Origin of the sequence: Kitasatospora sp. NPDC057936, from assembly GCF_042887525.1 — a bacterium.
In the GTDB taxonomy this organism is placed as follows: Bacteria; Actinomycetota; Actinomycetes; order Streptomycetales; family Streptomycetaceae; genus Kitasatospora.
Map to the genome: position 1 here is coordinate 1 of NZ_JBHVPD010000124.1, position 26,394 is coordinate 26,394.

At 75.1% G+C, this 26,394-nt stretch carries 23 protein-coding genes and 1 pseudogene; 10 read left to right on the forward strand and 14 right to left on the reverse strand.

What is annotated here, in order from left to right:
• Positions 1–81: 81 nt before the first annotated feature.
• Together ACFVU9_RS40470 and ACFVU9_RS40475 are read right to left on the reverse strand one after the other, a co-directional pair.
• Entirely contained in the window at positions 82–2,316 is a 2,235-nt protein-coding gene (locus ACFVU9_RS40470; RefSeq protein WP_387602299.1) for an RICIN domain-containing protein, read from the reverse strand.
• Positions 2,317–2,529: 213 nt separating this feature from the next.
• Complete coding sequence (locus ACFVU9_RS40475; protein ID WP_380440321.1) at positions 2,530–2,970, reverse strand: hypothetical protein; 441 nt, start codon at positions 2,968–2,970, stop codon at positions 2,530–2,532.
• 555 nt (positions 2,971–3,525) lie between these two features.
• Between ACFVU9_RS40475 and ACFVU9_RS40480 the strand changes: the two genes are divergently transcribed.
• Entirely contained in the window at positions 3,526–6,075 is a 2,550-nt protein-coding gene (locus ACFVU9_RS40480) for a cytochrome P450 (RefSeq protein ID WP_387602303.1), read from the forward strand.
• Positions 6,076–6,092: 17 nt separating this feature from the next.
• Here the strand turns inward: ACFVU9_RS40480 and ACFVU9_RS40485 are convergent, their stop codons facing one another.
• The 3 genes from ACFVU9_RS40485 to ACFVU9_RS40495 all read right to left on the reverse strand — a co-directional run bounded on the left by ACFVU9_RS40485 (position 6,093) and on the right by ACFVU9_RS40495 (position 8,112).
• The gene (locus ACFVU9_RS40485) at positions 6,093–6,236 is read right to left on the reverse strand and encodes a DUF6126 family protein (RefSeq protein ID WP_380440317.1); all 144 of its coding nucleotides are present in this window, start codon (positions 6,234–6,236) and stop codon (positions 6,093–6,095) included.
• Between the two features lie 92 nt (positions 6,237–6,328).
• The gene (locus tag ACFVU9_RS40490) at positions 6,329–6,676 is read right to left on the reverse strand and encodes a metalloregulator ArsR/SmtB family transcription factor (protein WP_359958530.1); all 348 of its coding nucleotides are present in this window, start codon (positions 6,674–6,676) and stop codon (positions 6,329–6,331) included.
• Between the two features lie 308 nt (positions 6,677–6,984).
• Positions 6,985–8,112: a Gfo/Idh/MocA family protein gene (locus ACFVU9_RS40495; RefSeq protein ID WP_387602308.1), complete on the reverse strand. Its 1,128-nt coding sequence runs from the start codon at positions 8,110–8,112 to the stop codon at positions 6,985–6,987.
• Between the two features lie 181 nt (positions 8,113–8,293).
• Between ACFVU9_RS40495 and ACFVU9_RS40500 the strand changes: the two genes are divergently transcribed.
• The gene (locus ACFVU9_RS40500; RefSeq protein ID WP_387602311.1) at positions 8,294–8,929 is read left to right on the forward strand and encodes a TetR/AcrR family transcriptional regulator; all 636 of its coding nucleotides are present in this window, start codon (positions 8,294–8,296) and stop codon (positions 8,927–8,929) included.
• A gap of 9 nt (positions 8,930–8,938) precedes the next feature.
• Here ACFVU9_RS40500 and ACFVU9_RS40505 read toward each other — a convergent pair whose 3' ends face one another.
• The 3 genes from ACFVU9_RS40505 to ACFVU9_RS40515 all read right to left on the reverse strand — a co-directional run bounded on the left by ACFVU9_RS40505 (position 8,939) and on the right by ACFVU9_RS40515 (position 12,738).
• Positions 8,939–10,090 (reverse strand): glycoside hydrolase family 3 N-terminal domain-containing protein, encoded by a 1,152-nt coding sequence (locus tag ACFVU9_RS40505; RefSeq protein ID WP_387602314.1) that lies wholly within the window; start codon positions 10,088–10,090, stop codon positions 8,939–8,941.
• A gap of 215 nt (positions 10,091–10,305) precedes the next feature.
• Complete coding sequence (locus ACFVU9_RS40510) at positions 10,306–11,448, reverse strand: serine hydrolase domain-containing protein (protein WP_387602317.1); 1,143 nt, start codon at positions 11,446–11,448, stop codon at positions 10,306–10,308.
• An 81-nt stretch (positions 11,449–11,529) separates the two neighbouring features.
• On the reverse strand, positions 11,530–12,738 hold the full coding sequence (locus ACFVU9_RS40515; RefSeq protein ID WP_387602320.1) for a serine hydrolase domain-containing protein: 1,209 nt from the start codon (positions 12,736–12,738) through the stop codon (positions 11,530–11,532).
• Between the two features lie 139 nt (positions 12,739–12,877).
• On the opposite strand from ACFVU9_RS40515, the gene ACFVU9_RS40520 reads away from it, so the two are divergent.
• Together ACFVU9_RS40520 and ACFVU9_RS40525 are read left to right on the forward strand one after the other, a co-directional pair.
• Positions 12,878–14,119, forward strand: coding sequence for a sensor histidine kinase (locus ACFVU9_RS40520; RefSeq protein WP_387602323.1), 1,242 nt, complete (start codon positions 12,878–12,880; stop codon positions 14,117–14,119).
• Positions 14,116–14,823: a response regulator gene (locus ACFVU9_RS40525; RefSeq protein WP_380440291.1), complete on the forward strand. Its 708-nt coding sequence runs from the start codon at positions 14,116–14,118 to the stop codon at positions 14,821–14,823. Before ACFVU9_RS40520 ends, ACFVU9_RS40525 begins: the two co-directional genes overlap by 4 nt.
• A gap of 128 nt (positions 14,824–14,951) precedes the next feature.
• On the opposite strand, the gene ACFVU9_RS40530 is transcribed toward ACFVU9_RS40525, so the two are convergent.
• The gene (locus tag ACFVU9_RS40530) at positions 14,952–15,479 is read right to left on the reverse strand and encodes a DUF6463 family protein (protein WP_387602325.1); all 528 of its coding nucleotides are present in this window, start codon (positions 15,477–15,479) and stop codon (positions 14,952–14,954) included.
• Between the two features lie 507 nt (positions 15,480–15,986).
• Here ACFVU9_RS40530 and ACFVU9_RS40535 point away from each other — a divergent pair.
• A pseudogene (locus tag ACFVU9_RS40535) lies at positions 15,987–16,298 on the forward strand (helix-turn-helix domain-containing protein); the annotation flags it as partial.
• 76 nt (positions 16,299–16,374) lie between these two features.
• Here the strand turns inward: ACFVU9_RS40535 and ACFVU9_RS40540 are convergent.
• A complete protein-coding gene (locus ACFVU9_RS40540) occupies positions 16,375–17,871 on the reverse strand; it encodes a PLP-dependent aminotransferase family protein (protein ID WP_380440287.1) in 1,497 nt (498 codons plus the stop codon).
• 29 nt (positions 17,872–17,900) lie between these two features.
• Between ACFVU9_RS40540 and ACFVU9_RS40545 the strand changes: the two genes are divergently transcribed.
• Positions 17,901–18,731, forward strand: coding sequence for an L-histidine N(alpha)-methyltransferase (locus ACFVU9_RS40545; RefSeq protein WP_387602327.1), 831 nt, complete (start codon positions 17,901–17,903; stop codon positions 18,729–18,731).
• A 1-nt stretch (position 18,732) separates the two neighbouring features.
• On the opposite strand, the gene ACFVU9_RS40550 is transcribed toward ACFVU9_RS40545, so the two are convergent.
• Together ACFVU9_RS40550 and ACFVU9_RS40555 are read right to left on the reverse strand one after the other, a co-directional pair.
• Positions 18,733–19,662 (reverse strand): NAD-dependent epimerase/dehydratase family protein, encoded by a 930-nt coding sequence (locus ACFVU9_RS40550; protein WP_387602330.1) that lies wholly within the window; start codon positions 19,660–19,662, stop codon positions 18,733–18,735.
• A gap of 19 nt (positions 19,663–19,681) precedes the next feature.
• The gene (locus ACFVU9_RS40555; protein ID WP_380440281.1) at positions 19,682–20,179 is read right to left on the reverse strand and encodes a MarR family winged helix-turn-helix transcriptional regulator; all 498 of its coding nucleotides are present in this window, start codon (positions 20,177–20,179) and stop codon (positions 19,682–19,684) included.
• A gap of 112 nt (positions 20,180–20,291) precedes the next feature.
• On the opposite strand from ACFVU9_RS40555, the gene ACFVU9_RS40560 reads away from it, so the two are divergent.
• From ACFVU9_RS40560 to ACFVU9_RS40570, 3 genes are all read left to right on the forward strand, one after another.
• A complete protein-coding gene (locus ACFVU9_RS40560) occupies positions 20,292–21,206 on the forward strand; it encodes an EamA family transporter (RefSeq protein WP_387602333.1) in 915 nt (304 codons plus the stop codon).
• Between the two features lie 30 nt (positions 21,207–21,236).
• Positions 21,237–21,875, forward strand: coding sequence for an NAD(P)-dependent oxidoreductase (locus tag ACFVU9_RS40565; RefSeq protein WP_380497922.1), 639 nt, complete (start codon positions 21,237–21,239; stop codon positions 21,873–21,875).
• Between the two features lie 136 nt (positions 21,876–22,011).
• On the forward strand, positions 22,012–23,586 hold the full coding sequence (locus ACFVU9_RS40570; protein WP_387602336.1) for an alpha/beta hydrolase: 1,575 nt from the start codon (positions 22,012–22,014) through the stop codon (positions 23,584–23,586).
• Between the two features lie 31 nt (positions 23,587–23,617).
• On the opposite strand, the gene ACFVU9_RS40575 is transcribed toward ACFVU9_RS40570, so the two are convergent.
• Together ACFVU9_RS40575 and ACFVU9_RS40580 are read right to left on the reverse strand one after the other, a co-directional pair.
• Positions 23,618–23,941 (reverse strand): hypothetical protein, encoded by a 324-nt coding sequence (locus ACFVU9_RS40575; RefSeq protein WP_387602339.1) that lies wholly within the window; start codon positions 23,939–23,941, stop codon positions 23,618–23,620.
• An 18-nt stretch (positions 23,942–23,959) separates the two neighbouring features.
• Positions 23,960–24,340 carry a hypothetical protein gene (locus ACFVU9_RS40580; protein ID WP_387602341.1) on the reverse strand — a complete coding sequence of 127 codons (381 nt, stop codon included), beginning with the start codon at positions 24,338–24,340 and terminating at the stop codon, positions 23,960–23,962.
• Positions 24,341–24,862: 522 nt separating this feature from the next.
• Here ACFVU9_RS40580 and ACFVU9_RS40585 point away from each other — a divergent pair.
• Positions 24,863–26,344 (forward strand): lytic transglycosylase domain-containing protein, encoded by a 1,482-nt coding sequence (locus tag ACFVU9_RS40585; RefSeq protein ID WP_387602344.1) that lies wholly within the window; start codon positions 24,863–24,865, stop codon positions 26,342–26,344.
• Positions 26,345–26,394: the final 50 nt, after the last annotated feature.

The following is a 26,394-nucleotide window of genomic DNA, read 5'->3' on the forward strand; positions in this document are numbered from 1 at the left end:
CGGGGGGGCGCAACCGGGGGGGGGGGCGGCCCCCCCCCCCGGGTGGGGTGCTGCCGGCCGCACCCGGGGTCCTCAGGGGACTCAGGCGGTCTTCTGCAGCGACCAGTTCTGGTACGGCTGGCCGTTCGGCTGCTGGAGCTCCAGCAGCCAACCACCGTAGTACCAGCGGTCGCTGACCCCGAGCACCAGCGAGCTGCCGGCCGCGGTCAGGCTGAACCCGCCGCCGGCGGAGGTGATCTGCCACTTCTGGGTGGCGGCGTCGGAGCACGGCTGCTGCGCGACGTACTGGCCGGCGACCGGATCGCCGCCCAGCTGCAGGCACTTGTCGGAGCGGACCGACTTGATCCGCACCGCGCCGTCGCCGGCGTCCTCGAACGCCCACTTCTGGTTGGCGTAGCCGGTGCGCTGGTAGGCGATGGCGACGGTGCCGTCGTTCATCGAGCTGCCCCACAGGTCGGCGGCCTGGCCGGTGAGGCCGTTGACCATCGTGTAGTGGGCGCCGGGCTGCGGGCGCCCGGCGTCGGCGGCGGTGCGGAAGGTGACAGTGCGGCCCGGCTTGCCGACGGACCCGGCGGCGTCGCGGACGGCGACCGCGACGCTGTACGAGGTGCCGGGGGCGAGGCGGACGAGGCCGACGACGGTGGCGCGGACGGTGCCGATGGTCTGGCCGCCGAGCAGGACGTCGTAGCCGGCCGCGTTCGGGACGCCCGGCCAGCTCAGCATGACCGAGTTCTGGGTGACCTGACTGACCGTCACATCAGGCGAGCCGGTGCCGGCGGTGGGGGTGCCGGTCGGGGTCGGGGTCGCGGTCGGGCTGCCGGTGGCGGTCGGGGTCGCGGTCGGGGACGGCGATCCGGTCGTGCCGCCGCCGGGCGTCGGGGACGGCGACGCGGTGCGGGTGGGCGACGCGGTCGGCGACGGCGTGGGGGTGGCGGTCGGCGACGGGTTGGGGTTGGGGCCGGTGCCACCGCCGTTGCCGGTGATCAGGAAGCGGTTGTTGGCGACGTTCCAGTGCGAGGAGAGGTAGCTGCCCGGCTTCGGGTCGGTGCTGTAGTAGTCGTCGTGCGTGCAGTCGAGCCGGTCGTAGTGCGCGCGGTCCGGGCAGACCACCTTCATCTGCGGGTAGTACGGGTAGTCCGAGTAGCACATCAGGTCGTAGTCGTAGACGCAGTGGCCGCCCTTGCTGGTGCTCGGCGCGCTGTTGTTCACCGCGCCCAGGTTGTGGCCCAGTTCGTGCGCCGCGGTGTGCCCGCCCCAGCAGCCCGAGTCCGTCCGGCCGTACGAGGGGCCGAAGTTGCTGAGGTTGTCCTGGCCGGGGCGCTCGTCGCCGGCGAAGGTGCCGATGCCGCAGTACACCTTGGCATCGGTGAACATCATGTACTTGCGGTCCTTCCGGTTGAACCCCTGCGCAGCGACGGCGTCGTTGCTCGCGTTGAAGTCCTGGAGCGCCGCGTCGGAGATCTGCACGTTCAGCACGGACGCGGAGCAGTCGGAGTCGGTGACGAAGCGGACGTGCCGCGCGCCGCCGGTCTCCTGGGCGCTCGCGTTGTAGATGACGTCGACGTCGGCGGCCCACTTCTTGAAGGAGGCCAGGTACTGGGCGTAGCGGTCGTTGCCGGGAGCGTGGAGGTACACCACCTGGATGCGGTTGCCGCTGCTGCCGTCGCCCTCGCAGACCACGGACGAACCGCCGGACGCGGCGGGGGTGCTCTGCTGCGGGGCACCGGCCGGGTCGCCCAGCAGCGCCTTCTGGCCGGCGTCGAGGACCGGCGTGGCGCCCTTCAACAGGTCGGCGGCGGACGGGGGCTGGGCGTTGGCGGCCGGGGTGAGCACCGGTGCCTGGGCGGCCGCGGCGGCCACCGGCGCGACGTCCTTGTGGATGTCGACGTCCTTCGGCGGGGCGTCCGGGCCGTGGCTGCACAACTGACCGTTGGAGACCTGCAGCGAGCCGGCGCAGCGGTCGCCGTTCGGCAGGCTCAGACCGGCGTAGACCAGGCCGCGGTCGGGCTGGTCCTTGGGTATCTCCTTGAGCGGGGCGGCCTTCTGGTCGCGCTTGGGCGCGGGGGCCTGGGTCGCGCCCTCGGCGGTCCCGGTCTCGCCGCTGCCGTCGTCGGACACCACACCCGCCTGGTTGCCCAGGACCGGACCGTCCGCCGAGACACTGGCGTTGGTGCGGCTGCCCGCCGGTTCGAGCGCCGTCGAGATGCCGAGCGCACCCGCGACCAGGCCGGCGGCGACCGCCGCGGCGATCAGCGTCGTCCTGCGGGTGAACCGCCTGCGCCTGCGTCGACGGAGCTCCGTGCTGCGGTGTCCCATCGCGTTCCTTTCCTCGTGCGACGGCCCGCGCCCCTGTGGTGACGGGCGCCGGGCCTTCCGACACGTGGGAGACCGGATGGGACGGGTGGGAATAACAGAAACTTCTTTCGAAAATCTTCGGGGAACGTGAACGGGCCCTGGGCGCAGGGGGCATCAGCCCACGTCAGGCGGCTCCGGACGGCTTCGAACGGCTTCAGGAGGCTTCAGGCGGCTTCAGGCGGCGTGTGCGGGCCGCCGCACGGCCGGGCCCGGGTCCTGCCGGGCCGCGCCCCGGCCGCGGCGCAGCCGGGCGAGGGCGACGGCCAGCGCCGCCGGGTCCCCGCCGAGCCAGAGCCGCAGGGCCGCGGACAGCGCGGCGCTGGCCGGGCCCGCCGCCGGACCGCCCGTCCGGGAGATCCGCTCGCCCAGCAGCGGCAGCAGGTCGCCGACCGGCGCGGGCAGCCACAGCGTCACGGCGCAGGGCGCGGGCCGGGCGAGCACGCGCCGCAGCCGGCGGGCGGCGGCGTCGCCGTCCAGGGCGGGGATGACGTCCAACAGGCCGTCCACCGCCACGTCGGAGACGTCCCCGCCGCGGTCGCGCGCCAGGGAGCGCAACAGGGCCCGCTCCGCGGCGCTGATCCGGACGGTCACCATGACCTCGTCGTCGCAGTCCATGTGATCCCAGTTCCCGTCTCGTGGCGTCGGACCGGTTCGGTGGCGGAGCGGCGTACGGGGGATTCCTGCCCCCCGACCGTCCCGCCCTCACCTCCCGGCCCTCGGCTTCGTGTCCGCACGGTGCAGATCACACCGAGCCGTTCCGGCGACCGGCGTCGGGTACGGGCGTGAGCGCGGGCCGGTGGCGCAGACGGGTCATCAGGGAACCTCCTTGTCCGCCACCATGCTGGACCCGCCCGCGGCCGACCGGCGAGGGCCGAAAGACCCTGCCGGCGGGGCACGCACGGGCGCACCGGTGCACCGCCATCACCGCAGGTCGCGGCGGGCGTGCGGGCCGGCCGCCGGGGCGCGCGGGCGGGTGTCGCCGATCGACCGTTGGGGTGATCCACCCGCACGCGGCGCAACGCCCGTCCGAACGGCGCGTTTCCTATGGCGTGCGCCCTCTGGGAAGGACGTACGCGGGGCTCCGCGGTGACCGGTTCCCCGCCTTCCGGCCGGCGCGACGGCGCATCCCGCGGTACCGCCGCACCGGCCCATCTGGTGAGAGGTAGTGTCATGACCCTGACGACGGAGACACTCACGACGAGCGGCACACCGGCGGCGCGAAGGACGGCGGCGGCCCCCGGGACGCCGAAACCGGTCACTCCACCCAAGGCCAACCCGCCGACAGCCGTCCGGCCGACACCGACCCTGCCGACACCGACCCCGCCGACAGCCGCTCCACCGAGGGCCACCCCACTGGAAGCACCGAAAGCCACGAGAGCCCTCGCCCCCGCGGCCGTCCCGCCGCTCGCCCCCGGCGCGCTCCCCGGCCTCGGCCACGCCGCCGCCCTGCTGCGCGACCCGCTCGGCTTCCTCGGTTCGCTGGCCCGCCACGGCGGCGTGGTCCGCATCCGGCTCGGCCCGCGCACCGTCTGCGTGGTCACCGACGCGCCGCTCGTCCACGCGCTGCTCACCACCCACGCCCACGGCTGCCCGCGCGGCGCCGTCCAGGACACCCTCAGGACGGCCTTCGGCGACGGCCTGCTGATGTCGGAGGGCCAGGCCCACCGCGACCGCCGCCGGGTGATCCAGCCCGCCTTCGGCCCCGACCGGATGGCCGGGTACATCGCCGTCATGCACCGGGTCACCGAGGAGCGGGCCGCCCGCTGGCGGCCCGGTCAGGTCCTCGACGTGGCCAAGGAGATGAACCACCTCGCGCTGGAGATCGTCACCCGCTCCCTGTTCGACGCCCGGCTCGGCGAGGACGCCACGCTCGCCTTCCACCGCGCGCTGCCGGACCTGGTCAAGGGCCAGATCGTCCAGTCGCTCTACCCCCACCCGGCCATGGCCCGGCTGCCGCTGCCCGTCAACCGGCGCTTCGACGCGGCCGTCCGGGTGCTCAACCGGGTCGTCGACCAGGCCGTCAACGGCCGTGCGGCGAAGGGCGGTCCAACCGACGGCGGTCCGGCCGACGGCGGTCCGGCCGGCACGCTGCCCGCCGTGCTGCGCGCCGCGACCGACCCGGCCACCGGCCGTCCGCTCACCGAGGCCGACGTGCGCTCCGAGGCGATCACCATGTTCGGCGCCGGGACGGAGACCGTCTCCACCACCCTCACCTGGCTGATCGACGAACTCCTGCGCCACCCCGAGGTGGAGGCCCGCGTCCTCGCCGAGCTGGACGAGCACCTGCCCGCGGGCACCGTCCCCACGCCCGAAGCCCTCGCCCGCCTCACGTACACGCGCGCCGTCGCCCAGGAGGTGGTGCGGCTGCACGCGCCCAACGCGTTCCTGATGCGCACCGCGCAGCTGCCCGTCGAGCTCGGCCCGTACCGGATCCCGGCCGGCACCGAGCTGCTGTACAGCCTCACCGCGCTGCACCGCGACCCGGTCCGCCACCCGGACCCGCTCGCCTTCCGCCCCGAACGGTGGCAGGACGGCGGCGCCGGGCGGCAGTCCTACCTGCCGTTCGGCGCGGGCAAGCACAAGTGCATCGGCGAGGCCTTCGCGTGGGCCGAACTGACCGTCGCGGCGGCCGCGATCCTGCGCCGCTGGCGGCCGGTGGCCGTCCCCGGGGCGCGGGCCCGCGAGGTGGTCTGGACGACCGTCCAGGCGCACGGGCTGCGGGTCCGGCTGGCCCCGCGCGAGAGCGGCGGGGGGCGGCAGGAGACGGCAGCGGGCCGGTGTCCGGCCGACCATCCCACCCTCCGGCCCGCCACGCACCCGGTCCGCCGACCCGCTCGCCCGGCCGCCGAACTGGCCGCCGCCACCGCCCGGCACGCCGACTGGGCGGTCGACCGCGGCCTTCTCACCCGCGCCGAGCTCGCCCGCTACCAGGCCTACACCCTGCCGGAGTTGATCGGCCACGCGTACCCGCGCACCCGGGGCGCCGACCTCGACCTCCTGATCGACGTCCTCGGCTGGTTCACCATCCTCGACGACCGCTTCGACGGCTCGCCCGGCCGCCGGCCCGCCGAGGCACGGGCGATCGTCGACCCGCTGATCGCCGTGTTGGACGGCGCGGCACCGGCCGTCGGGGACGACCGGCTCACCGCCGCCTGGCGCGAACTGTGGCATCGGCAGACCGGGCCGGCCTCCCCGGCCTGGCGCGCCCGCGCCGCCCGCGAGTGGCAGGCCTGCCTCGCGACCTTCCCCGCCGAGGCCGAGCACCGCGCCCACGGCACCGTCCCCCGTCTCGGCCTGGCCGAGACGATGCGGCTGCGCCGGCACAGCAGCTGCCTCTACCCGTTCATGAACATACTGGAACGCGTCCACGGCGCCGACGCCCCCGCCGCGCTGCACGCCGAACCCGCCCTGCACCGGCTGCGCGCCCACACCGCCGACGCCGCCACGCTGATCAACGACCTCTACTCGCTGCAGCGGGAGGAGCGCCAGGGCGCTGCCGCCTTCAACACCGTGCTCGCGCTGCAGCGCCTGCGCGGCTGCACCCGCGCGCGGGCCGTCGGCGCGGTCCGCGCCCGGGTCGCGCAGCTGCGCAACGAGAGCGCGCTGCTGCGCCGCGAGCTGCTGCGACGGCACCCGGAGAGCGACTGGTACCTCGACGGCACCCGGGAGCTCGTCGACGGCGTGCAGGCCTGGACGAGCACCAGCCGCCGCTACCACTAGCGGACGACCCCGGTCCGCTACTTCCGGCCGCCGAGCGCGAAGAGCAGCAGCACGAAGCCGGCGAACAGGTGTGTGGCGAAGATGTAGATGCCCGCGCGGATGAGCATCGCCTTGCGGCGGCGCTTCTCGTCGCTCGTGCTGTCGGGCGTGCTCTCGCTCATGGCGGCGGGTTCTCCTCGGGTGGAACGGTCTGCGGTCCGGACGCGCGGCGGACGGATGGTCCGGCGGCCGGACGGAACGGCGGCCGGACGCCTCAGCGGCCCGGCAGCGCCGCCCCGGGCGCGCGCAGTTCGGTGAGCAGCGCGCCCTGGTCGGTGATCAGCTCGGTCAGGATCCGCCGCGCGGCCCGCAGCAGGTCGGCGACGTCCGGGGTGCTGAGCGCGTACACCACGGTGTTGCCCTCGCGGGTGGCCGTGACCAGCTGGGTGCGGCGCAGCACCGCGAGCTGCTGGGAGAGGTTGGAGGGTTCGACCTCGATCTCGGCCAGCAGCTCGCGGACCGGCCGGGGGCCGTCCTGGAGGAGCTCCAGGACCCGGATCCGGACCGGGTGGCCGAGGGTGCGGAAGAACTCCGCCTTGGCCTGGTACAGCGGGACGGGCATCGTCCGCTCCCTCCCTCGTGTGCGGCTGGGTCGACGGCCGGGTGCGGGGCGCACGGCCGGCAAGCATCATCCTTGGAGATGAAGAATTCTTCAAGTCGTCACAGCATCGGCGCGGGGTCACGGCGGCATCGGAACGGCCCGAAGGGGCGCGGCCACCCCGAACACGGTTGCGGAGGCCGAGCCCGGACGCTGCCAACTCCCGGGCTCGGCTGTCGAGGTGACGCGCCGTCAGAACCCTACAGGCAGATCCGCCACCACCGGAGGGCAGAACCGGGAAAAGGGACGGACGGCGGCGTCGGCCACCGGCCCTACCGGCGGGCCAGGACCTGCCGCGCCCCGCCCGCGTCCGCCGAACGCCTGATCGCGTCGAGCAGGCGGTGCATCCCTACGCCCTCGTCGAAGCCGGGCACGCCGTGCTCCCCCGTCCGGAGGTCACGGGCCAGCCGGGCGTACAGCCGGGCCACGTTGAAGCCCTCGGCATCCCGGCCGATCCCGGGCACCTGGTACCGGTCCGGGAGCGACACCTCCCGGAACCCGCCGCCGGGGGCGTCCGCCCGCAGCAGGCGCAGCTCGCCGATCTGGATGCCGGCCGGACCGCCCGGCCCGGTCGAGACGATCGCCAGGGCGCCCTCGGTGCCCGTGATCTCCAGGCGCGTCCCGGCATCCGCGCCCTCGGCGTCCTGAACGGTGGCCGACAGGCGGACGCCGCCGAGGAGGGTCCCGTCGAGGCGGAGCCGGTCGGGACTGGTCGCGACGACCGTGGCGCCGGTCTCGGCGACGGTGTACGCGGACCGCGAGACGGACGTGACCGCCGTCAGCTCCTCGATCCCGCCGAGCACGTGCTGCACGGCGTCGAGTGTGTGCCCGCCCGCGACCTCCAGCATCCCGGCGCCGTTGGCGCGGTCGAGCGTGTAGGCCGCCCAGCCAGGAATCAGCCCGCCCGCACCCTTGCCGCGGGCGGCGTGGACGGTCGCCGAGGTGATGCGCCCGAGGCTGCCACCGGCCACCAGCTCGCGGGCGTGGGCGAGCGCCGGGGCGTACCGCGCCTGGAGCCCGATCACGTGGTGCACGCCGGCACCGCGGGCCGCCGCCGCGAGCGCCTCCGCCTCGGCGGTGGTCCGGGACAGCGGCCACTCGCAGTACACGTGCTTGCCGGCCGCCAGCGCGGCCCCGACCAGCTCGGTGTGCGCGGGCACCTTCACGGTGACGACGACCAGGTCCACGTCGGGGTGCCCGGCCAGCCGCGCGGCGTCCGTGAAGGCGTGCGCCGCACCGAAGGCGCGGGCCGCCGCCCGGGCGCTCTCCGGGCGGCTGGTGCCGACGGCGGTGATCTCGTACTGCGGCAGCGCCCGCAGCGCGGGCAGGTGCGCCCGGACGGCCCACCCCCGGTCGGGGTTCGCCCCGATGATGCCGACCCGGATCTTCCGCGGTTCCACGACGGATGCCCCAGCGGATGCCCCAGCGGATGTCACGACAAGCCCCCAAACCATAAACGGACAGACCTTGTCCGTTTGATCTGCCGAGGACTCTAGCCAAGCGGACAGGATTGGTCCAGTTAGCGGCTAGGATCGGCCCGTGAACACACCACCGGACGCCGCATGGAGCACAGCGCCAACCATGGCGCCGAACGCGCCGTCGCCGGCACCGCGCGGCAGCACCGTGGACCGCCTGCTCGCCGACGCGTCGGGCCGGCTCCCTCGCGCCGACGCCCGGCGCAACGTCGAACGCCTCGTGGCGGCCGCCAGGACGGCCGTGGCCGAGGTCGGCGTCGGCGTCTCCGCCCACGAGATCGCCCGCCGGGCGGGCGTCGGCGTCGGCACCTTCTACCGGCGCATCCCCTCGCTGGAGGTGCTGCTCGAAGCGCTGCTCGACGAACTCCTCGGCGAGATCGCGGACCGCGCCGACGACGCCCTGGCCGACCCCGACCCCTGGCACGGGTTCTGCGGATTCGCCGCAGCCTACGTAGGGCTGCGCGCCGAGAGCTGCGGCATCGGCGAGGCACTCGGCGGGGCCTGCGGGGACTCGCTCGCCCGGCAGCTGGCGGACCTGCGGGCCCGGATCCGGCAGCTCGTCGAACGCGCCCAGGAGGCGGGCGCGATGCGCGCGGACGTCGCATGGGAGGACGTCCCGTTCCTGCTCGCCGCCGCCGCGACCGGCGAACGCACCCTGGGCCTACGGGCCGACGAGCAGCAGTGGGAGCGCAACCTCCGCATCATCCTCGACGGGCTGCGCACCGCACCGCCCGCGCTCTGAGGCCCGCCGTCAGTCGAGTGCGGCGCGCAGGCCCGTGATGCGGGCGAGGGAGGCGTCGAAGGCCGCCCGGTCCAGCCGGCCCGAGTCCAGGGCGGCGGCGACGGCGGCGGCCGCGTCCTCGCCCTGCTGCGGGTCGCGGGCCGAGCACAGCAGGAGGTCCATGCCGGCGTCGGCGGCCGCGACGGCACGGGCACCGGTGTCGCCGTACGGGGTGAGGGCGCCGGCTTCGAGGGCGTCCGTCACCGTGACGCCGCCGAAGCCCAGGCGCTCCCGGAGCTCGCCCCGCACGATCGCGGGCGACAGGCCCGCCGGGCGCTCGGCGTCGAGCGCCGGGTAGACCGCCCAGGAGGCCATGACCAGGTGGACGCCCGCCGCGATCGCCGCCCGGTACGGCTCCTCGCCGCGGGCCCGCAGCTCGGCGAGCGGCACGGACAGGGTGACCGGGCGCTCGTCGGTGTTCTCGTCCCGGGCGGCCGAGCCGAGACCGGGGAAGTGCTTCGCGGTGGCGGCGACCCCGAGGCCCTGCTGCGCGGCGGTGAACGCGCTGCCCAGCCGGCCCACCGCGGCCGGGTCCCGGCCGTACGAGCGCTCGTGGCGGTCGATGAAGTTGCCCGGGGTGTCGTAGACGTCGAGCACGGGGGCGAGGTTGACGTTCAGGCCGGACTCCGCGAGGTTCTCCCCCGCGCCGGCGCCCGAGCGGGCCGCCTCGGCGAGCGGGTCGGGCGCCAACCCGGTGGCGCGGGCCGAGAGTTCGGGCGCACCGGGCAGGCGGCGGACCTTGCCGCCCTCCTGGTCGGTCATCAGCAGCAGTGGCTCCGGCACCGGCGACTCCGCCGCGGCCTGCCGCAACTGGCCGACGGCTTCGGCCAGTTGCTCGGAACTGGTGACGTTCTCGCCGAACAGGATGACCCCGGCCGCCCGGCCCTCGCGGATCGCCTGGAGCACCACGGGCGACGGGGTCGGCCCCGGGTACGAGTAGACGATCCGGCGGCCGGCGAGCAGCCGGGAGTCGAGCGTGGACGGCATGGCGGCGCTCCTCTCCACCGGGCCTGACGCGCGGGCCGGCACCGGCACCGAGCCGGCCGGGACGACCGGCCCGAGCGCGGCGGCCAGGGCCGAGAGCACCGCCACGAGCTGGGCGGAACGCCGGAGCGGGGACATCGGGGCCTCCCGGAACGGGACGGACGGGAACGGGACGGACGGGAACGGGACGGACGGGAACGGGACGGACTCCACACGCGGGAAGCGCGTACGGTCCGTCAGCGTACCCAACGAACCGGCCACATGGTGGCGGCTGCGCACGCATGCGGCCGATGGGCCCGACGTCGTGTCGGGCCCATCGGTCGTTCTGCTTCACGGCACGCCCTCGGCGAGGTTCAGCGGCACAGGGCGGTGTCCACGGCGCGTTCGAGATTCCTCCGGGCCGCCTCGTCGGTGAGCTGCATGGTGACCGCGACGTTGGCGGCGCGGCCGTCGTCGGTGGCGCCGCCCCGGGTCTCGTACCCCGGGAAGCTGCCGCCGTGGCCCCAGGCGAGGCCGCCGCACGGTAACGGGCGGCTGACGAGTCCAAGTCCGTAGCGGGCGCCGGGGCCGAAGGTCGCTTCGGCGGGGACGGTGGAGCGCATCTGGGCGAGCTGGGCCGCTGGGAGGAGGTGGCCGGCCAGGAGTGCGCTGAAGAAGCGGTTGAGGTCGGAGCCGGTGGAGACCATCTGGCCTGCCGCCCAGCCCCAGGAGGGGTCGATCTCCGTGATGTCGCGCAGCGGCGCGTCCGCCGATTCCCGGTAGTAGCCGTGGGGGTGGGGCTCCCGGATGCTCGCGTCACCGGGAGCGGGGAAGTAGGTGTGGCGCAGCCCGGCGGGTCGGACGACGCGCCGGCCGATCTCCTCGGCCAGGGGGCGGCCGGTGACCTTCTGGACGATCAGGCCGGCGAGCACGTAGTTGGTGTTGCTGTACTTCCAACTCGTCCCGGGGGCGAAGTCGGCCGGGTGCTGGAGGGCTGTGGCGAGCAGTTCGTGGGGTGCGTAGTACCGGACGTCGTCCCCGAGGTAGTCGCTGTAGTTGGGGAGTCCGCTGGTCTGCTGGAGGAGCTGGCGGACGGTGATGCGGCGCCCGTCGATCCCCTCCCCGCGGACGAGGCCGGGCAGGTAGGTGTCGACGGAGGCGTCCAGGTCCACCCTCCGCTCCGCGACGAGCTGGAGGACGACGACCGCGACGAAGGTCTTGGTGTTGCTGCCGATCCGCACCTGCCCGTCGACGGGTACCGGTGCGCCGGTGGCCAGGTCTCCGACTCCTGCGGGGTAGGTCCGGGTGCGGCCGTTCCGGTCCTGGACGCTCGCCAGCGCGGCGGGCATCCCGTCGTCGCGCACCAGCGCGTTCAGGCTCCGCTGGACGGAATCCTGCCTGGCGGCGGAGGCCTGGGGCGCCGACAGGACGCCCGGCGTCATAACGCCGATGGCCACTGCGACGGCGGCCGGCAGGGCCCGTCGCCGCCGAAGTCCTTGCCGTGTCCGTCCACGCATGAGTCAACTCCTGGGGGATTGCCGGATCTTCGTTCGGATCGCCCGGGCCCGGCGAGCCGGGCCCGGGCGGGGTGGCGTGCCTCAGCCGCACAGGGCCCTGTCCACGGCGTCCTTCACGTGCTGGGTGGCCGCCTCGTCCGTCGGGATGGTGGTGACCGCGACGTTGGCGGCGCGGCCGTCATCGGTGACACCGCCCCGGGTCTCGTACCCCGCGATGTCGCCGCCGTGGCCCCAGTAGACGCCGCCGCACGACAGCGGCCTGCTCGTGAGCCCCAGCCCGTAGCGGAGGCCTGAGGTCCCGGCGGGGACGGTCGTGCGCATCTCGGCGAGCTGGTCCGCCGGGAGGAGGTGGCCGGCGAGGAGCGCGGTGAAGAAGCGGTTGAGGTCGGAGTTGGTGGAGATCAACTGGCCTGCGGCCCAGCCGGCGGAGGGGTCCAACTCCGTGAAGTCGCGCAGCGGTCCGTCCGCCGGGTTTCGGTGGTAGCCCTGGGGGTGCGGCTCTCGGATGGTCATCTCGCCAGGGGCGGGGAAGTAGGTGTGGCGCAGCCCGATGCGCTTGATGATGCGCCGGTCCATCTCCTCGGCGAGGGGGCGGCCGGTGACCTTCTGGACGATCAGGCCCGCCAGGACGTAGTTGGCGTTGCTGTACCCCCACGTCGTCCCCGGAGCCGCGTCGGCCTTGTACCGGAGGGCGATGTCGAGCAGCTCGCGGGGCTCGAAGTACCGGTTCCTGATCTCGTCGTCGTCGAGGTGGATGCCGTAGTCGGGGAGTCCGCTGGTGTGCTGGAGGAGCTGGCGGACGGTGATGCGGCGCCCGTCGATCCCCTCCCCGCGGACGAGGCCGGGCAGGTAGGTGTCGACGGAGGCGTCGAGGCCGATCTTCCCTTCGCCGACCAGTTGCAGGACCACGACCGCCGTGAACGCCTTGGTGTTGCTGCCGATCCGTACCTGGCCGTCCCTGGGTACCTTCGAGCCGGTGGTCAGGTCGCCGACTCCTGCGGTGTAGGTGCGGGTGCGGCCGTTCCGGTCCTGGACGCTCGCCAGGGCGGCAGGCATCCCGTCGTCGCGCACCAGCGCGTTCAGGGCCTGCTGGACGGCGTCCGGCCTGACGGCGGCAGCAGCGGAGGCGGCTGCGGAATCGGAGGTGGAGGCGGAGGCGGCGGGCGGGGCGAGGGCGCCCAGCGTCATGGCGCCGATGGCCACCGCGGCGGCGGCCGACACCGCTCGTCGCCGCCTGCCGCCCTGCTGCCGGGTCGAGGAACGAAGGCCCTGCCGGATCTGAGCACGCATCAGTCAACTCCTGGGGATCGTTTGGTCTGGGCACGATCCTGGTTTCCAGGGGCCTCTGACCGCATCGCGGGAAGACGGGAGAAATCGCTCCCCCTTTCGGGGGAGGCTGCCGGTGGGCTGCCCGGCAATACTGGCGACCATGATCAGGGGAATCCGGCCGCTGCTGCGCGGCTCCACGTATTCGGGTGTGCTGTTCGCCTATTGCGGCGCGCTGGCGAGCCTTCCGCTGCTGCCTCTCGCCCTGTTGCCGGCGCTGTCGTGGCGATCCGCTCCGGAAAGCGTGCAGATCGTCCTGGTCCTGCTGGTCTGGGCGGTGCTGGTCGGCGTGGTCGGACTGGCGCGCCCCGTACGGCGGGCGCTGGTCGTGTCCGCCCGCCGGCTGCTGCGGGTGCCGCTGCCGAATCCGGTGGCCGGTCGCCGGACCTCTGGTTCACTCGGCCTCGACCGCTGGCGGACCCCGATCTGGCTGGTGCTGCACGTGGCCGTCGGGTGGACGGGGGCGCTGGCGAGCGGGGTGCTGTTCATCATGGGCCTCTCTCTGCCGGGGAACTGGCTCGGCGGCGAGGCGCGGGCGAGCCTGTTCGGCGCGTCGGTCCGGGTGTCGGGCGGGTGGAGCTGGGTGGTGGCGGCCGTGTGCATCCTGCTGGCGGTGGCCGTCTGCGTACTGGTGACGAAGGCCCTGCGGTGGTCGGCGCCACGGCTGTTGGGCCCGTCGGCGGCCGAGCGGCTCGCGCTGGCTGCCGAGCGGGAGCTGCTGCTGGCCGAACGCAATCGGATCGCTCACGAGTTGCACGACTCGATCGGACACACGCTGACCGCGGCCACCATCCAGGCGGCGGTGGCGGGCGAGGTGCTCTCCGCCGACCCGGCGGCGGCGCGGGCCGCCCTGCGCAGCATCGAGGAGTCGACCCGGGCCGCGCTGGAGGACCTGGACTACGTGCTCGGAGTGCTGCGCGAGGAACAGTCGGGAACAGCGCCGACCCGGACCCTGGCCGACCTCCCCGAGCTGCTGGACCGTCTGCGGCACGCGGGGGCGGTGGTGGAACCGGCCCTGTCGGGCGAGCTGACGCAGGTGCAGGGGACGCTCTCCCGGGCGGCGTACCGGATCCTCCAGGAGGGGCTGACGAACGCGCTGCGCCACGGGGCGGGCGGCCCGATCGAAGTCCGGGTGGCGGCCGGGCCGGACGGACTGGATCTCGCGGTGGTCAACCGGACCGGGGCACGGCCGGGCCCGGGACCGGACTCCTTCCCGACCTCCGGCCACGGCCTGCCCGGACTGGCCGAGCGCGTACGGCTGCTGCACGGTGAGTTCCAGGCCGGCCCGGACGGGACGCAGCACTGGCGGCTGGCCGTCCGGCTGCCGGTACGGGTCTCGGCGTGAGTGGATCCGACGCGGGCGAAGGCATCGCCCTCCCCGCCGTCACCAGCCCCGCCATCACCCTCATGATCGCGGACGACGACGAGGTGACCCGCAGCGGCCTGCGCATGCTGCTCGCCGCACAGCCGGGGATCACGGTGGTCGGCGAGGCCGCCGACGGCGTCGAGGCGGTCGAACGGGCGCAGAGCCTGCGGCCGGACGTGGTCCTGATGGACGTCCGGATGCCGCGTCGCAACGGGATCGAGGCCACCCGCCAACTGCTGGCCGAAGCGGCCGACCCGCCGAAGGTCGTGGTGATCACCACCTTCGAGAACGACGGCTACGTCACCGCCGCCCTCAGCGCGGGCGCCAGCGGCTTCGTCCTCAAGCGCCTCCCGGTCCGCCGGATCGCCGAGGCGGTCCGGGTCGTGGCGGCGGGCGAAGCGGTCCTCTTCCCGGCCGCACTGGGCCGCATGGTCGCCGCCCGCCCGCTGGGCTCCGCCGAGGCCCTGCCGCAGGCCGCCCTGACCGGCCGGGAGGAGGAGGTGCTGCGCCTGATGGCCACCGGGCTCTCCAATCCGGAGATCGCGGAGTCCCTCACGGTGAGCCTGGAGACGGTCAAGACCCACGTCGGGAACGTGCTGACCAAGCTCGGCGCGCAGAACCGGACCCATGCCGTGGTGATCGCGTACGAGTCCGGCCTGGTGGTCCCGGGCTTCACCGGCTGACCATTCCGAACGGCACCCGACCGAGACGGCTACAACGCGATCCCAGCTGCGTCCCGGTTGCAGTTCTGGTGGCTCGCGGGCGACTTTCCGAAGTAGGCCCCTCGGCCGCCATGGGCTGCGCCAGCCGGTCACATGGTCTCGGTTTTGGTCTCGTTCACCCCCGTCCGGCCGGGTTCACCCACCGTCCATCGGTTCGCTCCGTCGCAGGTCAGGACGGGTGTGAACCCCGGCGGACGGCGTTCGGGAGACTTGGCGCGGCGGGCGGCGACCAGCAGCAGGATCTCTGCGGCCAGGTCGAGCGGGGGTGCGAATCCGGCGAGTGCCGCGCCGGCCACCGTCCAGGTCAACAGGGCCCAGGCGATGAACGGCGGTGGAGCGATGCCGCGGCGGTTCAGCCACAGGATGGTCAGGCCGATGATGACGAAGGGCGGGGCGAAGCTGTCGACCGTCAGCCAGTACGCGCTTCCGGCCGGGCTCATCTCGGACAGGGAGGCGCCCCACAGCTCCCCGCCGAGCCACTCCCCGATGTGGCTCGCGGCGTGTTCCTTGGTGAACGCGAGCACCGTGTGCGCGGTTCCGAACACCACCAGGAGCCATCCGGCCCAGGTGATGATTCCGGTCGTGGGGGCCGGCCTCGCCCCGGTCGTGGTCGTCATGACCGCACCTCCTCGTTCGGGTAGGGAGATGGTCCTCCGGCCGCCGGGCCGCGGGCTTGAACGGAACGGCAATGCGCGCCCGCAGGGCCACCCGGGAGCGGGACCGGGAGCGTGTGCGACGATGCCGACGTGGTCGAACAGTCGCGGTCCTGGCGCCTGGAGGGCGACGGCCAGCTGGCTTTCGCCGCCGTCGCCGCCGAGTTCACCTGTTTCGCGGCGTCCACCTCCGGCACGGTGCGACCACACGCCGCACCGGCCTGGCAGTTGACCCTGTCCTGGGACGGTCCGGTCACCGCCACCGACGACCGCGGCCGGGTGGCCGCCGGCCCCGGGCTGCTGATCCCGCCCGGCCTGCCCACGACCTTCACCCGCCCGGACGGGGGCACCCGGCTCTGGATCGACCCCCACGGCCTGGCGCTCCCCGCCGGGCGCCGCGTCCACGAACTCGACCGTGCACAGGTCGGCACACTGCTGGCCGCGGTCGACGGCGGCTTCGAGCTCCACGCCGTGCGCCGCGCCGTCCACGGTCTCTTCGGGCCGCCCGCCGCCGTCGACCCCCGCTTCCGGCGGGCCGTCGACCTGCTGCGCACCGGAACGGACCTGGCTGCCGTCGCGGAACGGGTCGGCGTCTCCCCGCGCCGCCTGCGGCAGCTGTCGGCCGAAGCCGTCGGCTGCCCGCTGGCCGGCCTGCGCCGCTGGCACCGCACCCGCGAGGCGATGGTGCACAGCGGCGCCGCGGGCCTGGCGACCGCCGCGGCCGAGGCCGGGTTCGCCGACCAGGCCCACCTGACCCGCACCGTCACCGCACTCATCGGCCGCACCCCCGGCGCCGCCCTCGCCGAGACCCTGAAACGCTCCACCGAGAGCCGGACACAAGCGCCCCCGGCACCCTCGACTACCCCGACCGGCGCACCAGCCGCCCCAGCACCGCCACCCCCTCCGCGATCTCGCCCGGCGCACCGGCCGCGTACCCGAGGACCAGCCCCTGCGCGTACGGCAGTCGCGCGTGCCACGACAGCGGCTGCACCTTGACCCCGTGCGCGAGCGCCGCCGTCGCCAGCTCGGTGTCGGTGCAGCCGAGGTCCGCCGGGAGCGTGAGCATCAGGTGCAGCCCGGCCGCGGCGCCGTGCACGGTGGCGCCGGGGAGGTGCTCGCGGACGGCGGCGATCATCGCGTCCCGCCGGCGGCGGTGGCGGCGGCGCAGCAGCCGCAGGTGGCGTTCGAGCGCGCCGGACTCCATCACCCGGGCGAGGACGAGCTGCGGCAGGACGGGGTTGCCGAGGTCGGCGTAGCGCTTGGCGGCGAGGACGTCCTCGCGGAAGCGGGGCGGCACGAGGAGCCAGCCGGTGCGCAGGGCGGGCGCGAGCAGCTTTGAGACGCTGCCCGCGTACAGGACGCGGTCCGGGAGGGCGGCACGCAGGGCGGGCACCGGCGGGCGGTCGTGTCGGTGCTCGGCGTCGTAGTCGTCCTCGATGACGAGGCCGCCCTCGCCCGCCCAGCGCAGGAGTTCGCGCCGCCGCTCCCCGCTGAGGACCACGCCGGTCGGGTACTGGTGGGCGGGGGTGAGCAGGACGGCGGGGGCGCCGGTGGCGCGCAGCGCGTCGACCCGGACGCCGTCGGCGTCGACCGGGACGGGCGGGGTTGCGGCGAGCCAGTGGGCGAGGTGCTGGCGGGCGCCGAGCGAGCCCGGGTCCTCGGCGGCGACCTCGGTGATGCCCGCCCGGCCGAGCGCCTGGCCGGTCAGGGCGAGGGCCTGGGCGGTGCCGGCGGTGATCAGGACCTCGTCGGGGTCGGCGCGGACGCCGCGGTTGCGGGCGAGCCAGTGCGCGACGGCCCGGCGCAGCTCCGGCGTGCCGCGCGGGTCGCCGTAGCCGAGGTCGTGGGCGGACAGGCCGTCGAGGACGGCGCGTTCGGCGCGCAGCCAGGCGGCGCGGGGGAAGGCGGCGAGGTCCGGGCGGCCGGGCGAGAGGTCGATCCGGGCGGGGGCGGCGCGCAGGGCGTCGAACACCTCGGGCCCGGGATCGGGGCGGAACAGCGGGGGTTCCGGGCGGGCGGCGGGCGGTGCCGGCACGGGCGGCGCGGGGGCCGCGACGACGACGGTGCCTCCCCTCCCCCGTCCGGCGACCTGTCCCTCCTCGGCGAGGCGCCGGTAGGCGTCGGTCACCACCCCTCGGGAGACGCCGAGTTCGGCCGCGAGCACGCGGGTCGCGGGCAGCCGGTCACCGACCGGGAGGCGGCCGTCGGCGACCGCCTCGCGCAGGCGGTGGGCGAGCCAGTCGGTGAGTCCGCCGGGTGGGGCCTCGGCGGTGTCGAGCTGGAGGAAGTCGGCGCCGGGGTCGGCGGCGCCGGACTCTTTGGACCGGTCGGGAGCGTCGCCTATGGACCTGTTCACCGGGCCATTGTGGGCCGAAGGTTGAGGCCATGACCACCGAGACCGCCCCGCACGACGGCCCCTACGTCCACGGCTACTCCGACACCGAGGCCCGCCGCCTCGACGACCAGGCGAACACCCTCGCCGACCTGCTCCACGCGGGCACCGCGTACCCGCCCGGGAGCCGGGTCCTGGAAGCGGGCTGCGGGGTGGGCGCGCAGACCGTGCATCTGCTGGCCGCCAGCCCCGGCGTACGGCTGACGGCGGCCGACATCTCGGCCGAGTCCCTGGCCCGCGCGCAGGCCCGGGTGGCGGCGCACGCGCCCGCCGCCGAGGTCGCCTGGCACCACGGCGACCTGCACGAACTGCCCTTCCCGGACGGCACGTTCGACCACGTCTTCCTGTGCTTCGTCCTGGAGCACCTGGCCGACCCGGCGGCCGGCCTGGCCGCCCTGCGGCGCGTGCTGCGCCCGGGCGGCACGATCACGGTGATCGAGGGCGACCACGGCTCGGCCTTCTTCCACCCGGACAGTCCGGCCGCCCGCGCCGCCGTCGGCCACCTCGTCCGCCTCCAGTCCGACGCGGGCGGCGACGCCCTGGTCGGCCGCCGCCTGCACCCGCTCCTGACCGCGGCCGGTTTCTCCGACGTCACCGTCCGCCCGCGCACGGTGTACGCCGACGCGTCCCGCCCGTCCCTCGTCGAGGGCTTCACGCGCCGCACCTTCGTCGCCATGGTCGAGTCCGTCCGCGACGACGCCCTGTCCGCCGGCCTCGCCACGCCCGCCGCGTTCGACGAGGGCATCGCCGCCCTGCGCCGCACGGCGGACCCGGGCGGGACGTTCCACTACACGTTCTTCAAGGCGGTGGCGGTGAAGCCCTGACTCAGCGCCGCCCGCGCCACCATGCGACGGTCGCGCGGAACTGCTCCTCCAGCGGGGTGGCGCGCAGGGTGAACGTGGACCCGTAGGCGGAGGAGTCCATCACGAACGGGCGGTCGAACTGGTAGAGCGTCTCCCGCAGTTCGCGCAGCAGCGGGGAGACGAGGGAGCCGAGGGCGAGGACGGCCGGGGGTGTGCGGCGGACGGCGACCGGGCCGGTGCCCGCCGCTTCCGCGAGGCCGGCCACCATCGCGCGGGCCGACGCCGGCGGGACCGTCGGGACGTGCCAGGCCCGGCCCCACGCGCGTTCGTCGTCGGCGGCCTCGGCCAGGGCGGCAGCCACGTCGGGCAGGTAGGTCCAGCTGTGCGGCGCGTCCGGGTCGCCGAGGACCGCGACGGGGCGGCCGGCCAGGACGCGGGGCACGACGCGGGCGGCGAGGTGGCCGCGGTCCGTCACGCCGGGGCCGAAGAAGTCGGCGGCACGGACCTCGACAGCCCGGATCCGGCCCGCCTCGTGCAGCGCACGCGCCCGCTCCCAGACCTGTGCCCGCACCCGGCCCTTGCGGCCGGTCGCGGCGAGCGGCAGGTCTTCGGTGAGGGGGCCGTCCACCGGGCCGTAGCCGTACAGGTTGCCGAGCAGGACGAGCACCGCGCCGCTCGCCTCGGCCGCGGCGCACAGCGCGTCGGCCAGCGGCGGCAGTTCGGCGGCCCAGCGGTGCAGGGGCGGCGCGGCGCAGCCGTGGACGGCGACGGCGCCGCGCGCGGCCTCGGTCAGCCGGGCGGGGTCGGAGGCGTCCAGCGCGAGGTGCTCGATGCCGGGTTCGGCGGGCCGCCCCGACCGGGTGACGACGCGTACCTCGTGCCCACGCCCGGCCAGCAGCCGCGCCGTGGCCGCCCCCGCGGGCCCGTATCCCACCACCAGATGAAAGCTCACGGCGACACCTTAGGGCCCGTCACTCCGCGCTGTCGCCGAGGAAGGCGAGGAGCGTGCGCATCGCGTCGACGAGGGCGGCGGTCTGCTCCTCGTCGAGACCGGCGAGCATCCGGTACTCGGTGGCGAGGTGGGCCGGCAGCGCGCGGTCGATGAGGTCGTGGCCCTCGGAGGTGAGGGCTACCTCGCGGCTGCGGCCGTCCTGGTCGCTGCGGGTGCGGGTGACCAGGCCGCGGGCCTCCAGGCGGTCGAGGCGCTGGGTGATGGCGCCGGAGGTGACCATGGCGGACTGCATGAGGCCGGTGGGGGTGAGCCGGTAGGGCGGGCCGCTGCGGCGCAGGGTGGCGAGGACGTCGAAGGAGGCCGCGTCCAGGCCGTGTTCGCCGAAGGTGCGGTTGAGTTCCGCGTCCACCAGCCGGAAGAGGCGCTTGAGCCGGCCGAACACCTCCATCGGGGAGACGTCCAGGTCGGGGCGCTCGGCGCCCCACTGCGCGACGACGCGGTCCACATGATCTGCCACGGGTCCAGGGTAGGGGATCGACCCCATGGTTCCTTAGCGGTGAGGTAACTGTGAGCCACCTCACGGCACCGGAGCGCCCAGAAATGCCTTAGCGCTGAGATACATTGGCTTAGTGCTAAGACATCGACTCGGCATCGTGCTGCCGACCGCACTGGCCCCGGCCGTCTGGGGCTCGACCTACCTCGTCACCACCGAACTCCTACCGCCCGACCGGCCGCTGCTCGCCGGCGTCCTGCGCTGCCTGCCCGCCGGGCTCCTGCTCGTCGCCCTCACCCGCAGGCTGCCCCGGGGCGACTGGTGGTGGCGGGCGCTCGTCCTCGGCGCGCTCAACATCGCGCTGTTCCAGGCCCTGCTGTTCGTCGCCGCCTACCGCCTGCCCGGCGGCATCGCCGCGACCGTCGGCGCCGTCCAGCCGCTCGTCACCGCCGCGCTTTCGGCGGCGCTGCTGGGCGAGCGGATCACGCTGCGCACCGTGCTGTCCGGCATCGCCGGGGTCGCGGGCGTCAGCCTGCTCGTGCTGCGGGCCGGCGCCCGGCTCGACGCGGTAGGCCTGGCCGCCGCGGTCGGCAGCGCGGTGGTCATGGCCGCCGGCCTCGTCCTCGCCAAGCGCTGGGTCTCCCCCGCGCCGGTGCTCGCGACGACCGGGTGGCAGCTCACCGCCGGCGGGCTGCTGCTCGTCCCGGCCGCCCTGGTCGTCGAGGGCGCCCCGCCGTCCCACCTGACGGGCACCAACGTGCTCGGCTACCTCTACCTCAGCCTGGTCGGCGCGGCCCTGACGTACGTGCTGTGGTTCCGCGGGCTGCGGGCGCTGCCGCCGAACTCGGTGTCCTTCCTGGCCCTGCTCAGCCCGGTGGTCGCCACCGCGCTCGGCTGGCTCGTCCTCGGACAGGACCTCACGCCGTTGCAGGTCCTCGGCGCGCTCGTCGTCCTGGGCTCGCTGGTCGCGGCCCAGCGGCAGCGCCCGCGCACCACCGCCGCGACGCAGGCCGGGCCGGCACCGAAGCCGTCCGTCCACGAGAACGTCTGATCCCGCCACCCCTTCGAAGGAGAAATCCCCATGCGCATCACCGTGTTCGGCTCGACCGGCAACGTCGGCAGCCGGGTCGTCGCCGAGGCGCTCGCCCGCGGCCACGAGGTCACCGCCGTCGTCCGCGACCCGGGCAAGCCGCACGGGCTGCCCGCCACCGCGGCGACAGCCGTCGGCGACGCCCGCGACGCCGAGGACGTGGCACGGCTCGCGGCCGGCCAGGACGTCGTGATCACCACCACCCGCCCCGCGCCGGGCAGCGAGGGCGAACTCGCCGTCGCCACCAAGGGCCTGCTGGCCGGCCTCGCCGGGACGGACGTGCGCCTGCTCGCCGTCGGCGGCGCGGGCAGCCTCACCGTCCCCGGGACCGGCGGCACCCTCCTCGTCGACACCCCGGGCTTCCCCGCCGCGATCCTCCCCATCGCCCTCGCCTGCGGCGAGCAGCTCGCGCTCTACCGCGCCGACGAGCAGGTCGACTGGACCTACCTGAGCCCGGCCGCCCTGCTCGAACCCGGCACCCGCACCGGCCGGTTCCGCCTCGGGCGCGACGAACTGCTCGTGGACGCCGACGGCGACTCCGCGATCTCGATGGAGGACCTCGCCGTCGCCCTCCTCGACGAGGCCGAGACCCCCGCCCACCGCCGCACCCGCTTCACCGCGGCGTACTGATCCGACGCCCGCTCCCCGGTCCGCCCCGCACGACGGACCGGGGGCCGGCCCCCGCACGGGGGTGTAGCTGGCACCACCCCCGAAACGGATGCCCACGTGATCGCCCGTCAGCCGCCGGTCCGACAGGATTTTCCACGTGAAGACAGCCACCGGCACCGTCGCCGCCCCGAAGCCCGCCGCCTCCCGCACCCGCCGCGCCGCCATCGCCGTGGCCGCCGCCGTGGTGGCCGGGCTCGCACTGCCCGCCACCGCCAGTGCCGCCCCGGACGACGCCCGGGACCCGGGCGACGCCGTGAGCGTCCCGGCCCGCTACGCCCAGCAGCAGCTCGACTGGAAGCCGTGCGACGGGCAGCCCGCCCTGGAGTGCGCCACGATGACCGTCCCGCGCGACTGGCACCACCCGGACGCCGGGGCCGACCTCTCCATCGCCGTCTCCCGCCACCGCGCCGGCGACCCCGCCCACCGCCAGGGCACCCTCCTCATGGCCGCCGGCGGCCCCGGCGCCTCGGGCCTGCTGCGCCCGGCCGGCCTCGCCACCAAGGCCCCGAAGGTCGGTGCCGCCTACGACATCGTGAGCTTCGACCAGCGCGGGGTCGGGCGCAGCACCCGGGCGCAGTGCCAGAGCCCGGAGCAGTTCCAGGAGTTCATGGCGGGCGACTACCGCGACCAGTCCCCCGAGGCGGTCGACCGCGTCGTCTCCAACGCCCAGGCCCTCGTGGCCGCGTGCGAGGAGCACAGCGGGGACCTGCTCCCCTACCTGACCACCGAGCAGACCGTCCACGACCTCGACCTGTTCCGCTCGCTGCTCGGCGAGCGGAGGATCAGCTACTTCGGGCCGTCCTACGCCTCGATGATCGGCGCCTACTACGGGACGCTGTTCCCGCACCGGGTCGAGCGGATGGTGCTGGACAGCAACATCGGCTTCGAGGGCACCTGGGAGGAGTTCGAGCTCGGCCAGCCGATGAGCTTCCAGCGGCGGTTCGACGAGGACTTCGTGCCGTGGCTCGCGGCCCGCGACAGCACCTACCACCTCGGCTCGACGCCGCAGGAGGTCAAGGACCGCTGGGAGAAGCGGCGCGCGGCGCTGCACGACAGCCCGATCGTCGCGGGGTCGGTGACGATCGGCCCGAACCAGCTCGACAACGGCGCGATCGGCGCGATCTACGAGGAGGAGAACTTCCCCTACCTCGCACAGGGGCTGGCGGCCGTCGACAACTGGGACGGCGCGGACGCCGCGGCCAAGGACATGGCAGGCCAGGTGTTCGGCCACTACCTCAGCCCGGAGTTCCTCGCCGAGTACTTCTCCGTGACGTGCTCCGACACCCCGTGGACCAGGGACCTGGACACCTGGGTCGAGCGCGGCGCCGAGAACACCGCCCGCTACCCGCTCGCGGGCGCCCGGACGCTGGCCTTCAGCGCCGTCTGCGCGTCCTGGCCCAAGACCCACGCCCCGCACGTGAAGGTGACGGGCGCGAACCTGCCGCCGACCGTCATGCTCAACTCGGTGCACGACCCGGCGACGTACTACGAGGCCGCCCTCGGCGCCCACCACGCGCTGCGGGGCTCACGGCTGGTCACCGTCACCGGCAACGGCGACCACGGCCAGTACCCCACCGCCAACACCTGCGTGACCGGAGTCGTCGAGCGCTACCTGCTGGACGGCCGGGCACCCGAGCACGACCTGACCTGCCCCTCCCCGCAGGCGGGTTGATCCCCGCCGCCGGCTCGGCGCCGGCCGGACGTCACGTCCGGTCGGTGCCCCTGCGCGTGCGCAGCCAGGCGGCCCCGGCGGCGATCCCGGCCACCCCGCCGACGGCGAGCTTGATCCCGAGCTTGGCGACGAGCACCCCGACCACCGGGATGCTCCAGCCCAGCCAGTGGAAGAACGCCAGCAGCACGGCCGCACCGGCGACGATGCTGAGGACGGTGGCGCAGACGGCGGCCGCGGTGGAGAGTTCACGCGGCTCGGCAGCGGACTCGGGAGCGGGCTCCGTGGCGGACTCGGTGAGCGACGGAGAAGAAGCGGAGGAAGAGTTCGTCGGATCGTTCGCGTCCACAGGGCTCATGGCCGTCATCGTACGGGTTCACCGCCGGGCGTGGTGAGTGTCTCCGCAGTGCTCCCCCGTCTCCTCGTCGGGGAAGCTGACGGCCAGCGTGACGCGGTACTCGTAGACGTCGTCGCGGTGCCCCGGCACCCGGGCCCAGGCCAGCGAGTGCACCTCCGCCCCGGGCGCCTGACGGCACCACGCGGCGGCCTCCTCCAGTGCCCGCGCCGCCGAACGGCCGGTGCACACCACGGCGGTGTACGCGGCCACGGCGACGTCGCCCCCGCTGCGGCCGGTCCGCGACACCGCCCGGACGGCGGCCGCCGCCTGGCTCAGGTCCCGGGCCAGGTCGTCCACCACTCTCGGGGGAGCCGGCAGGACCGGCCCCTCGGCGACGGCCTCCGGCAGGTTCGCGCTCACGATCGGGGCCTCCGTCCATATCTGAGCCTCTGTCCGCACGGTCACGGGGCACAGCATGCCGGTCCGGCTCTCCTGGCATGCCCACTTTCATCACAACATCACCCGTCCAGGGACCAGTTGGGGCCGCGGACTGGCGCCGGGACGCCCGTCCTGGTAGAGAACGGCCCCCGGTCCGCCGCGATCCCGGCTGGTCAGAGGGGTGGCCCGCGGGCGGCTCCGGGGCGCTCGGAAGGCCGCGCACGCACCACCCCGTGCCCCGGACCGCCGGTCCGCCCCACGGGTGCGCCGGCTCGGCACCGGTGCGCGCACGACCGGGCCGCTGCCAACTGCCGCGCCGTGCCCGGGACGTGCGACGTTAGCGCGGCGGAGCGTCCTCGGACGCCCGCCGGACACTCGGGTGCGGTCGGATCGTCGTGATACTAATCATCCCGGGGACGGGATTGGCATGGACCGGCAGGCACGATGATGACCACCCGTCCGTTGAGCGGGACGATCGGACAGGCACACGGGGAGGGGCACGGCATGACGGCGAGGTTCGTCAGCGCGGACAACGGGCGAAAGGTGCGGCTGAGCAAGCGGGTCACCGGGACGGCGGCGGCGTTCACCGCGCTCGCGGCCCTGACCGGCTCCCAGATGACCAGCCTCGGGCTGGCCCCGGTCGCCGCCGCCGACTCCGTGACCACGCAGTCCGGCGACAGCGCCGCGTCCACCGCCCCCGGCACCCCGGGCGGCCCGACGATCCCCGGCCTCGGCACCGGTTCGCCCGCCGACGGCGGCGGCACCGTCCCGCTGCCCCAGCCGCCCGGCGCGATCCCCGGCGTGCCCGGGGCCGGCCCGTTCGCCGCCACCGGCGCCTCGCTGCCGGCGACCGTCTTCGCCGCCTACAAGCAGGCCGAGGCCTCGCTCGCCACCCGCTCCCCCGGCTGCCACCTGCCCTGGCAACTGCTCGCCGGCATCGGCCAGGTCGAGTCCGGCCAGGCCGACGGCGGCCAGGTGGACGCCGTCGGCACGACGCTGCGCCCGATCCTCGGCCCGGTGCTCGACGGCACCGGCGGCAACGCCGCGATCGCCGACACCGACGGCGGCCGCTTCGACGGCGACACCCGCTGGGACCGCGCGGTCGGGCCGATGCAGTTCATCCCGTCCACCTGGGCGACCTGGGGCGTCGACACCCAGGGCAAGGGCAAGGCCGACCCGAACAACATCTTCGACGCCGCCGAGGCGGCCGGCCGCTACCTGTGCGCCAACGGCCGCGACCTCGCCGACCCGGCGCAGCTCGACCGGGCGATCCTGAGCTACAACTACTCGGGCGAGTACCTGCGGACCGTCAAGAACTGGATGGCCCACTTCGGCAGCGGCACCGTCACGACCTCCCCGGACCGGCCGGCCCCGCTGCTGCCGCTCCTCCCGCCGCTGCCGTCCCTCCCGCTGTTCCCGCTGCCGGGCACGGGCACCACCACCGGCACCGGCACCGGCACCGGGACGACGCCCGGCACGACGCCGGTCCAGCCGCAGCCCCAGCCCTCGCCGAGCGCGCAGCCGCCCACGCCCGTCCCGCCGACCCCGAACCCGACGGGCCAGCCGAACCCGACGGGCCAGCCGAACCCCACCGGCCAGCCCAACCCGACCGGGCAGCCCAACCCGACCGGGCAGCCGACGCCCACGGCGGACCCGCGGCCGACGCCCAGCGGCTCGCCCTCGCCGTCCGCCACCCCGAGCGGCAGCCCGTCCCCGACGGCCACGGCGACCCCGACCGGCACGCCCACGCCCACGGGCACCCCCACCGCCTGCCCGTCCCCGACGGCCACGGCGACGGCCACCGCGACGCCCACCGGCACCCCGTCCCCGACGGCCACGCCGAGCGGCACGCCCACCCCGGGCGCGACCCCGACGGCCCCCGGCTGCGCCACCGCGACGCCGACCGCCACCACCACCCCGAGCGCCGCGCCGACGACGACGCCGAGCGCGGGTGTCTCCCCCTCGGCGGCCCCGTCCGGCCACTGAGGCGGGAACAGCCGTCGACAGCGCTTCGCCCCGCCGGGTTCCCACTCGGC